A 19,382-nucleotide genomic window follows, 5' to 3' on the forward strand; every position below is an offset into this window, starting at 1 on the left:
ACGGTTTCTCGCCTCGGGCGATAATCAGCAACCGCGGCTGGGCAATCCTCTTCGAGAGCGCAACCAAAGTCTGCGCGGTCAACATGGCGAGGTCCCATGTTACAGCGACGTCATCCTGCCCCACTGACGCGCAGACCGTCACCTATGGGACCACGGCGGGCGTCTATTCCGGACCGCTGCTCACCTCGGTTACCAAAAGTGGTCAGACGACCAGCTATTTCTACAATAGCAAGGACCATCTGAACTGCATCAAGGAGCCCGGCCAGTCGGTCTGCAAACTGCAGACCACCTATGCGGAGTGCGCCAACGATCCGACGGTTTCGGGCGGGCAGCGGGACCTGCATCTGCACGACTATGTGACGAACCAGGTCGACGCTAGCGGAAAGACCTATGCGTTCACCTATTCCGCGACCGGAGTTTATTCGGTTGGTTGCCCCAAATGGCAGCACGATACCGATCCGGATTATCGACCTTTCCAGCAGTCGACGACCATGCTGACCGAGAATGGCTCGGCTTCCAGTTCATTCGTGCTGGACATAAGCGGGCTGCCAGTCGCCATTGCCGATCCCCTGAATCGGGTCACTCATATCAGCCTCAAATTCAATGGAGGGGATTGGGGGCCATCGCTTCCGGATTCCACCGTTGTCGGTGTGTCCGCGGCGGAAGGAAATGGCGAAACCTACGACTATGACAATCGCGGCAACCTGACCTCGAAGACCGTCAAGCCCAAGCCGAACTCCGGCCTGTCCGACCTGGTGACCAGCGCGAACTATCCGGGCAACTGCGGCAATGCCCTGACCTGCAACAAGCCGACGAGCGTGACCGATCCGCGGTCGAACGCGACCAGCTATACCTATGACGCGACGCATGGCGGGGTGTTGACCGAGACGGCGCCGGCGGATGCGAACGGGATCCAGGCGGTCAAGCGCTACGCCTATGCGCAGCGTTATGCCTGGATCAAGAATGCGAGCGGCGGCTTCTCCCAGGCGGCGAGCCCGGTGTGGCTGCTGAGCGAGGAGCGTAGCTGCCGAGCGACGGCGACGGTGGGCAATGCGTGTGCCGGCGGCGCGGCGGACGAAGTGATCGTCGCCTACGATTATGGCCCCAATACCGGCTCGGTCGGCAACAACCTCCTGCTTCGCGGGAAGACCGTCACCGCACAGGACTCAGACGGCGTTATCCGCAGCCTGCGTACCTGCTACGGCTATGATCGGAATGGCCGCAAAATATGGGAAACGAGCCCGCGCGCCGGGCTGTCGGCCTGCTACTGAAGGGGGATGGCATGAACCGCATTTTGCTGGGGCTGCTCGCCTCTTTGACTCTGGTGCCGGCTACGGCGTTTGCACAGGCTTCGCCATCCGATTTCACCAGCGCAACACGCTATGACGCGGACGGGCGGGTAACCGGCACGATTGCGCCGGACCCGGACGGCTCAGGGTCGCTACATCATCTTGCCGTGCGTAACAGCTACGACCCAGCCGGCCGTTTGACCAAAGCCGAGAAGGGTGAACTCGCGAGCTGGCAGTCGGAAGATGTCGAGCCCAAGAACTGGACGGGCTTCACGATCCAGCAAACGGCAGAGACGATCTATGACGCAATGGACCGCAAGCTGGTCGAACAGGTTCGCGAAGGCGCGGCGGGGACGATCTATCAGCTGACGCAGTACAGCTATGACGCATTTGGCCGGCTGGAATGCACGGCGGTGCGGATGAACCCGGCGGCATTCGGCTCGCTGCCCGCGAGCGCCTGTACGCTAGGGACACAGGGTAGCCAGGGTGCGGACCGGATCACGCGCAACATCTACGATGCCGCCGGCCAGCTGCTGCAGGTGCGCAAGGCAGTGGGTACGGGCCGGGAGCAGGCCTATGTCACCTACAGCTATACGACGAACGGCAAGCAGGAATATGTCGTCGATGCCAATGGCAACAAGGCGCGGCTGACCTATGACGGCTATGATCGCAAGGTGCAGTGGCAGTTCCCCTCGTCCAGCGCGCCGGGCAGCTATGAGGGCTCGACCCCGGCCAATGCGCTGGCGACGTCGGGTGCGGTCAATACGAACGACTATGAAGCCTATGGCTATGACGCCAATGGCAACCGGACGAGCTTCCGCAAGCGCGACGCGCGGGTCTTCACCTATGGCTATGACGCGCTCGACCGGGTGACATCGAAGATCGTGCCGGACGCCTGTGTCGCTGGCTATGCCTGCACCAGCGTGAATTCCAGCGCGACGCGCGATGTCTATTACAGCTATGACTTGCGAGGGCTGCAGACCGCAGCGCGCTTTGACAGCGCGAGCGGTGCGGACGCCGTGACCAACGGCTATGACGGGTTCGGACGCATCACTTCCAGCACAACTAGCATGGTGGGGGTGAGCCGGAGCCTGGGCTACCAATATGACGCCGGTGGCAATCGGGCGCGTATCACCCACCCTGACGGCAACTACTTCACCTACGCCTATGACGGCCTGGATCGACCAAGCGACGCTTACGAGAGTGGGATATACCAGCGGCTGCACTTCGATTGGGACAGTCAGGGACGCCGGTGGGGTGAGTGGCGAGGTACGGTCTTTTCTTCCTACGGCTTCGATCAGATCTCACGGCTGGCGAGCATCAACCATAATCTGGCGGGCTCGTCGTACGATGTCACGACGAACTTCAGTTACAATCCGGCAAGTCAGATCGTCAGCAAGGCCCGTACGAATGACAGTTACGCATTCACAAGTTATGTGAATGTCGACCGGCCCTATACCCCGAACGGCCTCAATCAATATGCAGCCGTGGCCGGGAGCAGCTTCACCTATGACGCCAACGGCAACCTGATTGCCGATACCGGCACCAGCTATGCCTATGATGCCGAGAACCGGCTTGTGGCGACGTCAGCGGGCGTAGCCCTGGTCTATGATCCGCTTGGCCGCCTGTACCAGGTCTACCGGGGCGGCGTCAGCGATACCCGCTTCCTCTACGATGGCGACCAGCTCACTGTCGAATATGACGGAGCGGGCAATCTGCTCCGACGCTACCTCCACGGTACGGGCGAGGACGATCCCATGCTCTGGTGGGAGGGTGCAACGCTCGCGGACCAACGCAGCATGCAGGTCGATCACCAGGGCTCGGTCGTGTCGATCGCGGATGCCGCCGGCAACGCCACCGCAATCTATCGCTATGATGAATATGGCATCCCTGGCGCCAACCAGACAGGCCGCTTCCAGTACACCGGCCAAGCATGGATCCCCGAGCTGGGCATGTACTACTACAAGGCCCGCATCTACTCGCCGACGTTAGGCCGCTTCCTGCAGACCGACCCGATCGGGTATGACGATCAGGTTAATCTATATGCATATGTTTCTAATGATCCACTGAATAAGAATGACCCAAGCGGGTTAAGTGATCTTGATTTATTGTCTAGAAATTCGGAGTCAACCGAGGCCGAGAAGAGGCTGGCACGTGCTTTCGACCTCCCCGGAGTCTTCTCCGTTGTTGCGCATGGCGGAAATGATGGCCACGGTGCTTGGGGGGTAAACAAGCAAATTTCGCCCACCACTGGAATTCCGGTAAGAGTTGGCACCCTAGCGGCTGGCATAATGCAGGCTTCTGGGGGAAGCAGGCAGCCTATTGCTTTGATGGCATGCTGGGCGGCGCTTGGAGGTAAGGGTAGTTATGCGGCGGCACTGGCTGCGATAACCCATCGAGCGGTAATGGCTTCGACTGGCTTGAATCATTGGAGCCGAGAAACTGGATCGAATATAATTGTAATAACACCAAGTAGTGGCGAAGAATGGAAAGTTTTCCGTGGTAGCTTTGCTGATTTTGGTTTCAATATCCCTTCCAGGGCAAAGGTGAATGGTTCGATGACTTATAACACAAAAACCGGAGAGGCCACCTTATCATACTCTTATGTTCGTACTGGATCTAGGATAGCTACAACGGAAACGGCAACAGCTACTTCCACGAAGAAGGACGAGTAATAATGGAGGTGAAATTAAGAAAATATTTAATGTTATTTGTCGCGTCATCTATTATTTTTTTTGGCGTTCTTTTTGCCATTAGAGGCAGTGAAAATCGCGATCACACTAAGGCAGGATGCGCAGGCCCAGCGGGCTCATTCCGTTGCGATGGCAGTCGCATGTCGACTGAGAGCGTAGCCGATATGGAAAAAAAGGCCTTTAGGGGGGACAACAAGGCAGCATTCTATTTGTACGCATATTATACATCTATTGATCAAAGCGATAGCGCGGCGAAGTGGCTAGACATGGCGGCAAGAAGAGGTAGTTGTCGATCAATACTTGCGAAGATTTCTGAGTATGAGGATATAAAAGATAAAATTAAAATTCAAGAATGGAATGATATGAAAGAAAAATTCAAGTGTAATGATAAAAAATTCATAGAAGAAGTTGATTCATGAGCGAAGGTTTAAATATTGCTAAGGTAATTATGCGCGCCATACGACTATAATTTATTGAAGTAAAATCCTTTCAGGCAATAGCATGCCATCTTATATTAGGGATATTCTGGAGGTCTGTGGGGGCGTTGCTCGTTGTCGGCTTAATTGTGGCGAGCGCTCGTAGCGACTAGGATCGTCCCTGATCGGCATTTGGGTGGAGCCAGACGCTGCGGGTCATGGTTGGGCGCTGCGCTTGGCTATCTTCCCACCGCTAATTCCCCACAATGCCACCAATCAAGAAGGCGTTGGAGGCGTGGTGCGGTCAAATCTTCGCCGCTCCTTTCACATACTTGGCCCATGATTCCATCAACCGGCGCCGTCTTTCGAAGAAATCGGTACGCCGGTAGGCTGCCTCCACTCGATCGATCAACTTGTGAGCCAAAGCCTTGTCGACCACCTCTTTAGGGACCTTCGTCTTCTCGGCGGCCCAGTCGGTGAAGCTGCTACGGAACCCGTGAACTGTGATCTTTTCCAGACCAAAGTCTCGGAGAACCTTGGTCATCGTCATGTCGCTGAGCGGGCGAAGTCCGTCCGTCGAAAATGCCAGCCCATGGTCTTCCGACCGTAACCTCCAGCGCCGCCTCAATAGCTCTATTACTGGCGGTGTCAGAGGAACCACGTGCAATTTCTTCATTTTCATTCGGGCCGGCGGGATTGACCAGGTTGCAGCTTGGAGATCGAACTCCGGCCATGTCGCATGGCGCGTTTCTCCTGACCGGGCGGCTGTGAAGATGGTGAACATTAATGCATCGCGTCCCGGCGTTTCTGGCAAGGCTTGGAGGCGCGCATAGAATGCCGGAACATCTGCGTAGGGCATGGCTTCAAAATGCCCTTCATCCGCAGGTTGCTTGGGCAATCCCTTTGTTACCGAGCGCAGCGCTGCTTCATGTGGGCACCACCCCTCAATATGGGCGTAATCCAGCACGGTCCCGATGCGCTGCAACGCTCTGCGCGCGGTTTCGGGGGTTTTCATCCAGATCGGCGCGAGGGCATCTCGCACCATCACGCTCGTAATTTCATCGACCCTTCTGTCCCCGATCCATGGGAAGATGTGCCGATCGAGGGACGCAAGCCATGAGTCGCTGTGGCGCTTGTTCGCCCACCCGCCTTTGATGGCCATGTGGCACGAACGGGCTGTCTCACTGAAAGTGGGTACCGTCTTTGCAGCCGCCTTGGCCGTCCTGACACTCTCTCCACTCTTGAGCTTGGCTCGAAATTCCGACGCCTTCGCACGAGCCTGCGACAAGGACACCTTGTCAGCGGCTCCCAATCCGAAATCTTGGCGCTTGCCCTCAACCTGGGCTCGAAGCACCCATGCACGGGATCCGCTATCTCTGACGACGAGATAAAGCCCGCGGCCATCGGCATGGCGGCCGGGCCTGGCATTTTTAACCTGAAGCGCTGTTAAGCCAGACATTCTTTGATCCTTCCGTCCCACATTTCGTCCCACATTTCGCATTGGAAGATGTGGGACTGGATGGAGCAGCCAGAAATTGAGAATGGATCACAATCTTTTTAATTCAAAGGGTTAGGGATGTTCTGGCTTTTCCCGAGACGTACTATTTACAGACCTCAGCTCCACCAGCCGCCCTTTTCCCCCGACAGACTGAACCGACCAGCCATCGCTGAGCCGCGCCATTTTGCGCCCGGATATCGCCGTCCCGATTCGGGCGGCCGTCCCAAATTACGCAATTTCCTGGAACCAAAGCTTTCCCTGCGCGTTGCGCCGGGCGGCGTCGTTCGGCGCCGATCTGTGTTGCGATCCCCGGAAGCTGTTGGAATAACGCGGCAATTTCATGGGCTTGCCTTAGAAGACGGGGTTTGATGATCCAGCGGTCCGGCGCGAAGTACGAAATGCTGCTCTACGGCGTGCTCGCCGTCTTCCTCGCAGTCCCGTTCCTGGCGGATCTCGCCATCCCGCTCGGCACCTCGGTGTGGGTGATCTACCTGCTGCCGATCGTCTTCGCCTATCTCGCCCCGCGCCCGGCGGCGCCGGCAGCCGTGGCGATGCTCGCGACGATACTCACCATCGTGGGCTTCAAGCTTTCGCCTCCGGGCGGCGTCGATCCCAGCATCTCGCAGATGAACCGCACGCTCGGCATGTTCACCGGCTGGATCCTGGCGATCGTCGGTGTTCTGTTCATCCGCAACAAGCTCGCGATCCGCCGCGAGGAATGGCTGCAGTCGGGGCAGGTCGGGCTGGGCGAGGCGATCGCCGGCGACCAGCCGGTCGACAAGCTCGGCGGCAATGCGCTCCGCTTCCTCGCCGAATATCTGGGCGCCAGCGCCGGCGCGATCTTCATCCGCAACGGCGACGGCTATCTGCGCCGGGCCAGCTATGGTGTGCCCACCGGCGCGGCGGTGCCCGAGCGGGTGACGCCGGGCGACGGGCTGCTCGGCCAGGCGATCGCGGACCGGCGCGGCTTCACGCTCGAGACGGTGCCCGACGGCTATCTCTATCTCGGCTCGGCGCTGGGCCAGGCCAAGCCAGGCCAGCTGCTGATCGCGCCGGCGCTCATCGATGGCGAGGTCAACACGGTGATCGAGCTGGGTTTCATCGGGGCGATGCCGGTGGACGCCAAGCCCTTGCTCGACCGCCTCGCCGAGCAGTTGGGCATCGCAGTGCGCTCGGCCAAATACCGCGCCCAGCTGCAGGCGCTGCTCGAGGAAACCCAGGCCCAGGCCGAGGAGCTGCAGGTCCAGAGCGAGGAGCTGCGGTCGAGCAACGAGGAGTTGGAGGCGCAGGCGAGCGCGCTGCAGGAATCCCAGTCACGGCTGGAGGTGCAGCAGGCCGAGCTGGAGGAAAGCAACGCCCAGCTCGAGGAACAGACCCAGGCGCTGGAGGCGCAGCGCGACGACCTGTCGCGTGCCCAGACCTCGCTCGCCGGCCAGGCGCGCGAGCTGGAGCAGGCCAGCCGCTACAAGTCCGAATTCCTGGCGAACATGAGCCACGAGCTGCGCACGCCGCTCAACTCGCTGCTGATCATGGCCAGGCTGCTCGCCGAGAACCGGGCGGGCAACATGAACGCCGAGCAGGTCCGCCATGCGGAGACGATCGAGACTTCGGGCAACGACCTGCTCGCGCTGATCAACGACGTGCTCGACATCTCGAAGATCGAGGCCGGCAAGCTGGAGCTGCAGCCGCGCAGCATCCGGATCGCGCCGATGCTGGACAAGCTCCGCCAGGGCTTCGCGCCGGCCGCCGAGACGAAGGGGCTCGCGCTGCGCTGCGAGCTGCTGCCCGGCACGCCCGGTGAAGTGGAGACCGATCCGCAGCGCGTGGAGCAGGTGCTGCGCAACTTCCTCTCCAATGCGGTCAAGTTCACCGAGAAGGGCGAAGTGGTCCTCAGCGTCGGGCGGGCGAGCGACGGCCGGCTGAGCTTTGCGGTGCGCGATACCGGCGTGGGGGTGCCACCCGAGCAGCAGAAGCTGATCTTCGAGGCGTTCCGCCAGGCCGATGGCACGATCAGCCGGAAATATGGCGGTACCGGGCTCGGCCTGTCGATCTCCCGCGAGCTGGCGCGACTGCTCGGCGGCGAGATCCAGCTGGAGAGCGGCGCGGGGGAGGGCAGCATCTTCACCCTGCTGTTGCCCGAGACTTACGACCCCAGCCTGATCGAGGCCCCGGTTCCCGTCGAGGCGCCGCTGCTCACGGTCGAGCCCCAGCCGCAGCCCCGGCGCCAGCCGCGCCGCGCCGCGGTGCTCGACGATCGCGAGCAACTGAGCGGCGATAGCCGGGTCCTGCTCGTCGTGGAGGACGATCCGGCCTTCGCGCGTATCCTCTACGACCTCGCGCACGAGCTGGGTTTCGACTGCCTGGTCGCCGGCACCGCCGACGAAGGTGCGCTGATGGCGCGGCAGTACGTGCCAAATGCGGTGATCCTCGACATGGGGCTGCCCGACCATACCGGCCTGTCGGTGCTCGACCGGATCAAGCGGGATCCGCGCACGCGCCACATCCCGGTCCATGTCGTCTCGGTGGACGACAACAGCCAGACCGCGCTGGCCAATGGCGCGATCGGCTACATGCTCAAGCCGGTCCGCCGCGACCAGCTGGTCGGCCTGCTCGAGGGGCTGGAGGCGCACATGACGCAGCGCCTGCGCCGGGTGCTGGTGGTCGAGGACGATGCGCAGCAGGCGGAGAGCGTGCGGCTGCTGCTCGCCTCGCGCGATGTCGAGACGGTCGATGCGCACAGTGCGAAGGAAGCGCTGGAGAAGCTCGGCAGCGAGACGTTCGACTGCATGGTGCTCGATCTCAACCTGCCCGACATGGCCGGGCTCGACCTGCTCGAGAAGCTGAGCCTGGACGAGAGCGTCGGCTTCCCGCCGGTGATCGTCTATACCGGGCGCGACCTGTCGGCGGACGAGGAGCTGCGCCTGCGCCGCTATTCCAAGTCGATCATCGTCAAGGGCGTGAAGTCGCCCGAGCGGCTGCTGGATGAGGTGACCCTGTTCCTCCACCAGGTGGTGTCCGACCTGCCCGAGCAGCAGCAGGCGATGCTGAGCCAGGCGCTGAAGCGCGATGCGGCGCTCGACGGGCGGCACATCCTCGTGGTCGAGGACGATATCCGCAACGTCTATGCGCTCACTTCGATCTTCGAGCCGCACGGCGCGCAGGTGCAGATCGCCCGCAACGGTATCGAGGCGCTGTCGGCGCTCGACAAGGCGAGGGACGGCGGCACGCCCGTGGAGCTGGTGCTGATGGACGTGATGATGCCCGAGATGGACGGGCTCGCCGCCACGCGCGAGATCCGCGGGCGGCCGGAATGGCGCAGCCTGCCGGTGATTGCGCTGACGGCCAAGGCGATGGCGCGCGACCAGCAGGATTGCATCGCGGCGGGCGCCAACGACTATCTCGCCAAGCCACTCGACGTCGACAAGCTGCTCAGCCTGGTCCGCGTGTGGATGCCGCGATGAGCGAGGCGGAGGTGCTGGATCCGGTCGTGGAGATCGAGCTGGAGCTGATGCTCGAGGCGGTGTGGCGGCGCTATCACTACGACTTTCGCGGCTATTCGCGCGGATCGCTGCGGCGGCGGCTCGATCGGGCGCAATCGCGCTTCGGTTGTGCGAGCCTGTCCGAGCTGCAGGGGCGGGTGCTGCGCGATCCGGTGCTGTTCGGCGAACTGATGGGCTTCCTCACCATCCAGGTGAGCGAGATGTTCCGCGATCCCGCCTATTTCCGCGCCATCCGCGAGCAGGTGGTGCCGCATCTGCGCACTTTCCCCTCGCTCAAGGTGTGGATCGCGGGCTGCGCCAATGGCGAGGAGTTCTATTCGCTGGCCATCCTGTTCCGCGAAGAGGGGCTGGAGGAGCGGACGATCTTCTATTGCACCGACATCAGCCCGGCGGCGCTCGAACGGGCGGAGGCGGGGGTCTATGATCTCGACCGGATCGCGCTGTTCACCGAGAACCACCGTGCGTCGGGCGGCAAGGGCTCGCTCTCCGACCATTACACCGCCGGCTATGGCCGGGTGGTGTTCGACAAGAGCCTGCGCGCCCGGGCGGTGTTCGCCGAGCACAACCTCGCCAGCGACCAGGTGTTCGCCGAGGCGCATCTGGTCTCCAGCCGCAACGTGCTGATCTATTTCGACCGCGACCTGCAGGACCGCGCGCTCGGCCTGTTCGGGCAGAGCCTCGTGCGCGGCGGCTTCCTGGGGCTGGGATCGAAGGAGAATCTGCGCTTCTCGGCCTATAGCGACGCCTTTGCCGACTTCGACCCGGCCGAGAAGATATACCGCCGCAACATCATGCCGATAGCAGCGACGGGGCCTGCCCATGTCCTTGCCTGAAACCGTCAAGATCCTCGTCGTTGACGATGTCGAGAAGAACCTGATCGCGATGGACGCGCTGCTGCGTCGCGATGGGGTGGAGATATTGCAGGCGCCCTCCGGCCCCGCAGCGCTCGAGCTGCTGCTCCGGCATGATGTCGCGCTGGCGCTGCTCGATGTGCAGATGCCCGGCATGGACGGGTATGAGCTGGCCGAGCTGATGCGCGGGACCGAGCGCACCCGGCGGGTTCCGATCATCTTCGTGACGGCAGTTGCCACCGACGAGCGGCGGCGGTTCCGCGGCTATGAGGCCGGGGCGGTCGACTATCTGTTCAAGCCGGTCGATCCGCAGATCGTGCGCAACAAGGTCGACATCTTCGTCGAGCTTGCCCGCCAGCGGCTCGAGATCGCCCGCCAGCGCGACCAGCTCGCCGCGGCGCTGGGCCGCATCCAGGCGCATAGCGACAACAGCCCGCTCGCCATCGTCGAGTTCGACGCCGAGCTGCGCGTGATCGGCTGGTCGAACGGCGCCGAGCGGCTGTTCGGCTGGAGCGCCGCGGAAGTACTGGGCCGGCGCGCCGCGAAGCTCGACTGGCTCGATCCCGCCAATGGCGAGGCGGTGGAGACGGTGCTCGGCCAGATGATCGCGGGGCACGAGCTGCGCCGGGTCGAGACGCTCAGCGCGAACGACAAGCGCGGCAATCTGCTCGAGTGCGAATGCTATTGCTCGGCGCTGTTCGAGGGCAGCCGGCCGGTCTCGGTCAGCGTCCAGATCCTCGACGTGACCGAGCGCAAGCGCGCCGAGGCGACGCAGCGGCTGCTGATCGGCGAGCTCAACCACCGGGTGAAGAACACGCTCGCCTCGGTCCAGGCGATCGCGACGCAGACGCTGCGCCACACCGCCGGGCCGGCCGAGTTCGCGCCGACCTTCATCGGCCGCATCCATGCGCTCGCCCGCGCCCATTCGCTGCTCAGTGCGACGACCTGGCAGGGCGCCAAGCTGCGCGAGCTGATCGAGGGCCAGCTCCAGCTCGGCACGATCGATCCGCAGCGGCTGCGCTTCACCGGGCCCGAGATCGAGCTGTCGCCCGAACCGGCGCTGCACCTCGCGCTGGTGCTCCACGAGCTGGGCACCAACGCCAACAAATATGGCGCGCTGTCGAACGAGCGCGGGCAGGTGCGGCTGGAGTGGCGGCTGAACGGCACGATGCTCGAGCTGGAATGGGCGGAGAGCGGCGGCCCCGAAGTGGCGCAGCCGGAGCGGCGCGGCTTCGGCACCGCGCTGATCGAGCGCAGCCTGAAGGCCGAGGGCGGATCGGCGACGGCGACCTTCTCGCCCGAGGGGCTCCGCTGGATCCTGACCATTCCGCATGCCGGCGGCGCGGCGGGCCTGTCCACGCCGCGCGCGGCCGGTGAGGAAGAGCGCTGGGCCAGCGGCGCCGCTGCCGCCGTGGCATCGATCGCCGGCAAGCGCTTCGCGATCATCGAGGACGAGCCGCTGGTCGCGCTCGAGCTGGCATCGATCTTGGCGGATGCCGGGGTCGAGGTGGTCGGTCCCGCCGCGACGGCCGAGCATGCCCGGGCGATCATCGAAGGCGGAGCGATCGACGGCGCTCTGCTCGACGGGAACCTGCAGGGCGCCAGCGTCGAGGCGATCGCATCGGCGCTCGATGCGCGCGGCGTGCCGTTCGCGTTCGTCAGCGGCTATGGCCGCGACCATCTGCCCGATGGCTTTGCCGGGGTTCCGGCGATCGGCAAGCCGTTCAACCCCGCCGAGATCATCGCGGTGGCGGAGGCGCTGCTGCGCGGCCGGCCGGTCCCCGCCTAGACGAAGGGCGCGAGCAGTACCATCAGCGCGGCGACGGGCACCACGGCGCGGGGCACCGCCGGGCGGTAGGTCAGCCCGAGCAGGAGGATCGCGCTGACCAGCGGGACCAGGCCGAACCACAGGACGAGCGCCTGGCCACCGTCGTGCGCGAAGATCGCGAGCAGGGCCGAGAGCGCCACCAATGCCCAGCCCCAGCGTGCCGGATGGCGGAGCGCGGCAAGCTTCGCCTGCGCGGCGAGCAGCGGTGGGGCGTGGCGCGACATGCCGGCGGCGAGCGCGAACATGCCGAGATAGAGCAGGCCGGTGATTGCTAGGGTCATGCTGCCATGCGCCTCTTGCGTTCGGGGCGTTTCGCGGGGCCGCGCAGCTGCTTCCGGACGAGCAGTGCCAGGCTGGCGGCGGTGACGAGCAGCACCGCCGACATCGCGCTGATCGGCAGACCGATCAGCGCGGCGAGCGTGCAGGCGATGGCGGTGGCGCCGGTGAGCAGCGGCCAGGACCAGCGCGGCTTGAGCGCGGCACCGATCACCAGCGCTGCGGCGGCGGTCCAGAGCGCGGTCGATACCTCGAGCTCGGCACGGCCCTCGATGCCGAGCGGCAACAGGCGGTTGGCGAGCAGATAGGCGGCGCAGCCGAGCGGGACTCCGGCCAGGAAACCGGCATTGAGGCGTTCCAGGATATGATTTCCGAGCGAGAGCGGCGCGCGCTCGCGGCGTTTCACGATCCAGAGCACCATGCCCGTCGCGATCGCGAGCGTGAGCATCGCGCCGCCGAGGAAATAGAGCCAGCGCGTCGCGAGCGGGGCGAAGCGCGCCATGTGCAGGCCGTAGACGACATTGTAGGTCTGGATCGCGCCGCGATCCTCGCGCCAGGTGCCGAGCGGCTTGCCGGTTACCCCGTCGAAGCTGATCTGGGACTGGTTGAAGCCGATCTGGTCGGCATCCGAGCGATAGACGGTGACCATCGCGGCCTTGTCGCCGGGGTTGAGCACATAGACCCGGCCGATCGTGCCGCCCAGCTGCCGCTGCGCCTCACGCAGCATCGGCGCGACCGGGGCGAGCGCCACTTTCTCGCCGGTCGGCGCGCGCTGGGTGAAGCCGGGGGCGAAGTCCTGGTAGAATTTCGCCAGGTCGCTGCCGTAGAGCGCGGTGATGCCCCAGGGCATCGACAGCGAGGCGAGCGTGACCAGCCCGGTGAAGGTGATCATCAGATGGAAGGGCGTGGCGAGCACGCCCAGCGCATTGTGCCCGTCGAGCCAGGAGCGCTGGCCCTTGGCCGGGCGGAAGGTGAAATAATCCTTGAAGATGCGGCGGTGGGCGATGATCCCGGTGACCAGCGCGACCAGCATGAACATCGCCGCGAGCGAGGCGAGCAGCCGGCCCCAGGGATAGGGCAGCTCCAGCTCGAAATGCAGCCGGTAGAAGAACTCGCCGCCCAGGGTCTCGCGCGGGGCCGCCGCACCGCTCACCGGATCGAGCGCGCGATAGAGGAAGGCGCCGTCGCTGTCATAGGCCGCCTCGACCGTGTTGGTCCGCGCGTTCGGGGCGGTGAGGTACCAGCCGGTCGAGCCCTTGCTGTTCCGGGCCAGCCAGTCGGTCGCGGCCTGCACCGCGTCGGCCGGGTCGGCCGTGGCGACGGTCTCCGGGCGCATCCACTGGCCGATCTCGGGCTTGAACACGCTGAGTGTGCCGGCGAGGCACATGACGAACAGCACCCAGCCGAGCAGCAGGCCTACCCAGCCGTGCAGCCATGCCATGACCTGGCGGACGCCTTCGCGGATCGCGGTGCTCACGCCGGCGCTCCCACGGCCCAGGCGATCGCGGCGAAGAGCCCGCCGAGCAGGAGCACGCCGGCCCAGGCGCGCCACGGGCCGCGGGCGAGGAACGCCCAGATCGTCACCGCCGGCCCGATCAGGAAGGCCAGCAGGGTTGCCGGAACCACTGCCTGTGCCCGGCCCATCGGCAGGATGCGCGCGAGCGCCATGGCGAAGAGCGCGGCGACCGCATAGGCGCCGATCGTCCCCGCCACGACGCGCGCCGCGACATTGGCGCGATAGCGCCAGCCCTGTCTCGATTGTGCTGCCCCGGCCACGTTCGCTCCGTAGATCAGTAGGTAAAGCGAAGCGAGACGGTCGCGCTGTCGAGATCGCCGAACTCGATGCCCCGGAACAGCGGCATGCCGATGCCGTCGACCTGGAAGTTCGACACGTCGAAGCCGCGCGAGTTGAAATAGGTGCGGTCGGTCTCGACGCGCTCGACATGGATGCCGGGCAGCTGGGCGATCTGGTCGTTGACGTTGGTCAGCGCGAAATCGTCGATCCGGGTGCGATCGAAGATGGTGATCGACTGCGGGGTTTCCCTGGGCGTCGGTGCCAGGCCGGTGACGACGATCTCGTCGCGGCTCTTGTCCTGATCCTCGTCTCCTTCCGGTCCGGCAGCCCAGGCGGACAGGGGCAGGAACATGGCGCCGGCGAGCAGCGCGCTGCGGAGGAGGACCTTCATCCCGGTTTCCCTTTGAAGCGATCGGTTCGGGGCGCTGGTAGGGAAGGGCATATTGCGAGTCAATCGCATTAGCGGGAAGGCGGTGTTTCCGCCGTGTTCGCGAACGGAAAATGGGGAGCGGCCAGGCCGCTCCCCAAGGGGGTTTCGCTCGGGAGAATTCAGAAGTCGATCTTCGCGCCGACGCGGAAGAAGCGGCCGGTGATGTTTGCGCCGGCCCAGGCCGGGTTGAAGCCGAAGATGCCATAGGCGGCGTCCGGATCGAAGGGCGGCTTGATGTTCAGGACGTTGAGCGCGTTCACATAGACCGAGAACTGGTCGTTGATCCGGTGCGATGCGGTCAGGTCGAGGTTCCACACCGGCTTCGAGCGGCACTGATAGGGCGTGCCGTCGTCATAGGCGGCGGCATGGCTGCAATCGTCCGGCGAGGCGGCGTTCACGTCGAGCTGCGCCGACTTGTAACCGCTGGTGTAATAGGCCGTGGCGGTTACCGCGGTGTTGCCGAACTCGAGCGTGTTCTGCCAGCTGGCGCGCCAGCGCGGCGAGCCCGAGCAGGACGTGATGTTGCAGGGGCTGAGCGTGCCTTCGTACTTCTGCGGTTCCTGCGCCTCCCCGGTGGTCGGGTCGACGTTGGTCAGGTGGTTCTTGTCGAGATACGAGACTTCGAACGAGCTGGTCAGGCGCAGCCCCTTGGCCAGCTTGATCCGCGCGTTGACGCCCAGGTCGATGCCCTGGGTCAGCTGCTGGTTGGCATTGGCATAGGATGCCTGGATCGTGCCGATGTGCGGCAGGGCATTCGGGTTCGCCTGGTCGGGCGTGCCCTGGGTGACCGTGAAGCCCGGAATGTTGACCACGCCGTTGTTGCGATAATAGGCGTCGAGCACCGGCCCGATATTGGTGACGCCGACGATCTGGTCGCGGACCTTGATCCGCCACAGGTCGACCGTGAAGCTGATCCCGCGGATCGGCTCGAAGATCGCACCGAGCGTGAAGTTCTGCGACCGCTCCGGCTTCAGTTCCGGATTGCCGACATTGGTGAGGCCGACCGAGAAGGGCTGGGCGGCATAGGCATTGTTGCTGTGCGCCGCGCAGAAGGCGGCGTAGGTCGTGCAGAAGGTGCCGCCGCCGTTCGAGACGAAGCCCGTGGTGGGCAGGCCGAACGCCTCGTTGAAGCTCGGGATGCGGAAGCCCTTCGACCAGGTGCCGCGCAGGGCCAGCTGCGGGATCGGCGTGAACTTGGCGCCGACCTTGGGCGAGAAGCTCTTCTGGCCGGTCGAATAGGAGTCGAAGCGGCCCGAGAGGTTCAGCTCGAACTGCTTGACGATCGGGGCCTCGATCTCGCCGAATGCCGAGAAGACGTTGCGGGCGCCCGAAGTGCCGACGGCGTTGATGGCGTAGTAGCGATCATAGGGATGCGCGTCGTTCTGGGGATTGGCGCTGGGCGCGTCGATCGATTCGTGGCGATAGGCGATGCCCGCCGCCGCGTTGAGCGGGCCGCCGGGCAGTTCGAACAGGGATTTCGAGACGTTCGCCGAAGCCTGCCACAGGTTGGACACCGACACCGTGCGGCTGGTCGGCATGATGTAGTTCCACACGTCTTCCGGCGTTGCGGAGGGGTTGGCGAAGTTGAACGTGCCGCGCGCGACGACGTCCATGATCCGCTGCGGGATCAGATAGCCGCTCTGGTCGCGCTTGAGCTCGACGCGCGAGGCGACGAAGCTGGTCGAATAGTCCCAGTCGCCGAAGATCTTGCCCGACAGGCCGATCACGCCGCGCAGCGAGCGCGCCGAAGTGTGGTCGGAAGTCGCACGGTCCGGGCCGAACAGGATCTGCGCGGTCTGCCCCGAGGCGGCATAGGGGTTATAGGGGTTGAGCGTGCCGTTGGCCGCGGTGCAGCCGGTGTTCAGGCCATTGAGCGTGCCGGTGCCGGTCGCGCAGACATAGACCGGGGCGATCACGTTGTAGACCACCGCGCCGCTGCGCGGCGTGGTCGGCCGCTCGTTGAAGGCGCGCGGCGCGCCCGATGCGGTCGTGTCGGTCTGGTAGAAATTGCCCTGCACATAGAGCTGGTGCGACTCGCCGATATTGGCGGTGAAGCGCGACGAGATGCCGAAGCGCTCCACATCGGGCTGGAGCATCGCATAGGCGCCGGTGAGGTTCGCCTCGCAGACCTTGCCATCTGCCGGCGCGGCGGAAGAGCCGCCCTGGGCGGGATCGAGCTGCGCCGCGCTCAGCTGCGTGCGGGTCCAGCGGCCGCAGCCGAGCGCCGGGTTGAGATAGGAGAAGCGGCCGCTGCCGATCGCGCCGCCGGCCGTGGTGACCGGACGGACCGCGGCAATGCCGGGCACGCCCAGGAACGCATTGGCGCTGCCGTCGGGGCTGACGCCGTTCGAATTGAGGTTGGGAAGGCAGGCGCCGTCCGCCTTGCAGATCCGGCTCCAGTCGGTGGTGTTGAACGGATAGCCGCGATCGCGCGCCCAGAGCGCGTCCTGCTTCAGATATTCGCCGTTGATGTAGAAATTGAAGCCCTGCTCGCGCAGGTCGCCATAGCCCCAGGTCAGGTCGGCGCGGCGCTCGCCGGCGTCGCCATGCTGGGAGATGCCCGCCGAGACATTGGCGTGCAGGCCCCTGATCTCCTTCTTGGTGATGACGTTGATCACGCCCGCCACCGCATCGGCGCCATAGGTGGACGAGGCGCCGTCGCGCAGCACGTCGATGCGCTCGATGATCCCGTTCGGAATGGTGTTGAGGTCTACGAAGTTACGCTGGCCGTCATCGGCGAGCGGATAGGGGGCCATGCGCAGGCCATCGAACATGGTGAGCGTCGCCTGGACGGTGAGGCCGCGCAGCGCGACCGCGTTGGCGCCCGCCGCGAAATTGCCGCCGGCGTTCCAGCCCTGGGTGATCGTGCCCGCATTGCCCGCCGAGATGCGCTGCAGTGCCTCGGCGACGGTGTTGATGCCGCGCTGCTCGAGCGATTCGGCCGAAAGCACGGTCACCGGCGACGGCGTCTCGGCATTGGTGCGGCGGAACAGCGAGCCGGTGACGACGATCGATTCGCCGGGTTCTTCCTGGGCGACGGTAGCGGCTGGGGCGGCGGTTTCCTGCGCGGGAGCGGCGACAGGCGCGGGGGTGCCGCTATCCGGCGCCGGGGCGGCTTCCTGCGCTTCGGCCGGGGTCGCGAACAGGATCGCGCAGCAAAGCGCCGTCGTGCCCCGCAACAGGCGGGTCATGGTCTTGGTTCGATTTGTCATTGTCAGCCCTTTTTCTGGTGGGCCGCTCCGGCACCCCGACGCCGATGCTCGCTGGCGGGCCCACGCCCTCTTTTGCTCGCGGGGCGGGGCTGATGATTCCACGTGGGAATCCCGCTGGCCCGATCGCGCAGGCTATCGCCCGCAGCCCGCCCGCTGCGCCGTCTTCCCGATTGGAAGTACAGGCACGCGGGCACGCTGCGGGGGAGAAGGGCGGGCTGCCTGTGTTACGCGACCAAGGCAGCGACCCCTGCGACGAAGCCGGACCTGCCCGAACGCAAAGATGCCGGCGGGGCTGGCGCCGGCATCAGGAGATGGTGACGATTTGATCCGGGGCCCGGAAGGGAGGCCGGGCTCCGGATATCGGGTCAGAGTATCAGGCCGGCTTGGCGCCCGTGGTGCCGCACTTCACGAACTTGCCCTTGGCATCCTTGCAGCGAGTCGCCTTGGCCGGAGCGGCGGGCTTGGTCGCGCATTTCACGAACTTGCCGTGCGCGTCGCGGCAGGGTGCCGCGGCGATCGAAGGCGAGGCCGCAGCGAGCATCGCGAGCGAGGCGCCGGCGATCATCAACTTCCTGAACATGGGCATCTTCTCCGTTGTGGAGCCTGGAAATTGCGCCTCGCCGGGTGGCCCGGAGTTCTCCGCAACATGAACTTTCGGCAATATTCGGTGTGTCGATACCCACCGCGCGATTCTATTATTTCGGCGCACGGGGAAAACATCCTGGCGCAGGAGCGATTGCACACTGAGTGACTGGGAATAAGCTGGCGACTCGTTGAGCGTGCTTTCCCCAGCTCGAGGGAGTTAAGCGAATGCCCGAAAATGGCCTCTTCGATACGTCGCTTCCGACCCTGACGATCTATGATCGCGCCGATCGCCCTTCCCGCAATCTGCTGACCCATGCCGGGCAGATCATCGAGCTCGGCGCAGGCGGCGGCGGGCGCAACCTCTGGGCCGCGCGGCTCGACGAGGCGGTGCGCCTGACCGAGCGCCCGGTGATCCTGGTCGCGCATGGCATCGGCTGCTTCGCCGTGACCTGGTGGGCGCGGCTGTCGCCGGCTTCCTATGTCGACAAGGTGGCGGGGGCGGTGTTCGTCCGGCCGCTGGGATCGGTGGTCGGCGCCTCGCCCGAGCAGCTCTTCGCCGGGCCGCGGCTGCGCATCGCCTTCCCCTCGATCCTGGCCGATACCGGCGCGGATGCCGCGGCGCTGGCGCGGGACTGGGGCAGCCGCTTCCTCGAATCCTCGCCGCTGCGCTCGATCGGCGAGCTGCTCGCCTCGCTGCGCGGCGATGCGGACGATATGCCGGAGCCGGAGCGGAGCCCGTTCAGCCTGGCGCGCTGACGTACAAACAACTGGATTTCCGCAGCCTCGCGGTCTAGGGGCCATTGCGCTGCCCTTGGGCGGCACCTCGCTATTTGGGGAGTAGCCAGCCGCGCACCTGCGCGGGCTCCCGCGTCAACATACTTGGTCGAGAGGCCATGGCGCGGGAGGGACGGGATCACCGTTCGGGCGAGACCAATGGCGTCGCATCTCCGTCCTTGCCGGGCGGGGAGGTGCGATGTCGTTGGATTTCGTCTCCGTCCGGCCCGGAGTG

Annotated in this window: 13 protein-coding genes, 1 pseudogene and 1 riboswitch; of the genes and pseudogenes, 7 read left to right on the forward strand and 7 right to left on the reverse strand. The window is 64.8% G+C overall.

Annotation, left to right across the window (positions count from 1 at the left end; all coding sequences use genetic code 11):
- The 3 genes and pseudogenes from GGR46_RS00005 to GGR46_RS00015 all read left to right on the forward strand — a co-directional run.
- A pseudogene (locus tag GGR46_RS00005) lies at positions 1–1,271 on the forward strand (hypothetical protein); the annotation flags it as partial.
- 11 nt (positions 1,272–1,282) lie between these two features.
- Positions 1,283–3,964: an RHS repeat domain-containing protein gene (locus GGR46_RS00010; protein WP_183993387.1), complete on the forward strand. Its 2,682-nt coding sequence runs from the start codon at positions 1,283–1,285 to the stop codon at positions 3,962–3,964.
- A gap of 2 nt (positions 3,965–3,966) precedes the next feature.
- Positions 3,967–4,401 carry a hypothetical protein gene (locus tag GGR46_RS00015; protein WP_183993390.1) on the forward strand — a complete coding sequence of 145 codons (435 nt, stop codon included), beginning with the start codon at positions 3,967–3,969 and terminating at the stop codon, positions 4,399–4,401.
- A 301-nt stretch (positions 4,402–4,702) separates the two neighbouring features.
- Here the strand turns inward: GGR46_RS00015 and GGR46_RS00020 are convergent, their stop codons facing one another.
- Positions 4,703–5,857 carry a tyrosine-type recombinase/integrase gene (locus GGR46_RS00020; protein WP_183993392.1) on the reverse strand — a complete coding sequence of 385 codons (1,155 nt, stop codon included), beginning with the start codon at positions 5,855–5,857 and terminating at the stop codon, positions 4,703–4,705.
- Positions 5,858–6,264: 407 nt separating this feature from the next.
- On the opposite strand from GGR46_RS00020, the gene GGR46_RS00025 reads away from it, so the two are divergent.
- Genes GGR46_RS00025 through GGR46_RS00035 form a run of 3 tightly spaced genes read left to right on the forward strand, consistent with a single transcriptional unit; the run spans position 6,265 to position 12,036 of the window.
- On the forward strand, positions 6,265–9,357 hold the full coding sequence (locus GGR46_RS00025; protein ID WP_425506493.1) for a response regulator: 3,093 nt from the start codon (positions 6,265–6,267) through the stop codon (positions 9,355–9,357).
- Positions 9,354–10,229 (forward strand): CheR family methyltransferase, encoded by an 876-nt coding sequence (locus tag GGR46_RS00030; protein WP_183993393.1) that lies wholly within the window; start codon positions 9,354–9,356, stop codon positions 10,227–10,229. Before GGR46_RS00025 ends, GGR46_RS00030 begins: the two co-directional genes overlap by 4 nt.
- Positions 10,216–12,036 (forward strand): response regulator, encoded by a 1,821-nt coding sequence (locus GGR46_RS00035; RefSeq protein WP_183993395.1) that lies wholly within the window; start codon positions 10,216–10,218, stop codon positions 12,034–12,036. Before GGR46_RS00030 ends, GGR46_RS00035 begins: the two co-directional genes overlap by 14 nt.
- Here GGR46_RS00035 and GGR46_RS00040 read toward each other — a convergent pair.
- From GGR46_RS00040 to GGR46_RS00065, 6 genes are all read right to left on the reverse strand, one after another.
- Positions 12,033–12,356 carry a DUF3325 family protein gene (locus tag GGR46_RS00040; RefSeq protein WP_183993397.1) on the reverse strand — a complete coding sequence of 108 codons (324 nt, stop codon included), beginning with the start codon at positions 12,354–12,356 and terminating at the stop codon, positions 12,033–12,035. The two genes, GGR46_RS00035 and GGR46_RS00040, sit on opposite strands and share 4 nt — an antisense overlap.
- A complete protein-coding gene (locus GGR46_RS00045; protein WP_183996578.1) occupies positions 12,353–13,792 on the reverse strand; it encodes a PepSY-associated TM helix domain-containing protein in 1,440 nt (479 codons plus the stop codon). Before GGR46_RS00045 ends, GGR46_RS00040 begins: the two co-directional genes overlap by 4 nt.
- 32 nt (positions 13,793–13,824) lie before the next feature.
- On the reverse strand, positions 13,825–14,127 hold the full coding sequence (locus GGR46_RS00050; RefSeq protein WP_183993399.1) for a DUF3649 domain-containing protein: 303 nt from the start codon (positions 14,125–14,127) through the stop codon (positions 13,825–13,827).
- A gap of 14 nt (positions 14,128–14,141) precedes the next feature.
- Positions 14,142–14,537, reverse strand: a complete 396-nt coding sequence (locus GGR46_RS00055; protein WP_183993401.1) for a TonB-dependent receptor plug domain-containing protein — start codon at positions 14,535–14,537, stop codon at positions 14,142–14,144.
- Positions 14,538–14,695: 158 nt separating this feature from the next.
- Positions 14,696–17,788 carry a TonB-dependent receptor plug domain-containing protein gene (locus GGR46_RS00060; RefSeq protein WP_183993403.1) on the reverse strand — a complete coding sequence of 1,031 codons (3,093 nt, stop codon included), beginning with the start codon at positions 17,786–17,788 and terminating at the stop codon, positions 14,696–14,698.
- A 373-nt stretch (positions 17,789–18,161) separates the two neighbouring features.
- Complete coding sequence (locus GGR46_RS00065; RefSeq protein WP_183993405.1) at positions 18,162–18,368, reverse strand: hypothetical protein; 207 nt, start codon at positions 18,366–18,368, stop codon at positions 18,162–18,164.
- A 230-nt stretch (positions 18,369–18,598) separates the two neighbouring features.
- Between GGR46_RS00065 and GGR46_RS00070 the strand changes: the two genes are divergently transcribed.
- Complete coding sequence (locus GGR46_RS00070) at positions 18,599–19,129, forward strand: alpha/beta hydrolase (protein WP_183993407.1); 531 nt, start codon at positions 18,599–18,601, stop codon at positions 19,127–19,129.
- Between the two features lie 64 nt (positions 19,130–19,193).
- A riboswitch (yybP-ykoY riboswitch) is annotated at positions 19,194–19,376 on the forward strand.
- Positions 19,377–19,382 lie beyond the last annotated feature (6 nt).

This window comes from Sphingomonas kyeonggiensis, assembly GCF_014196745.1.
Lineage (GTDB): Bacteria > Pseudomonadota > Alphaproteobacteria > Sphingomonadales > Sphingomonadaceae > Sphingomonas > Sphingomonas kyeonggiensis.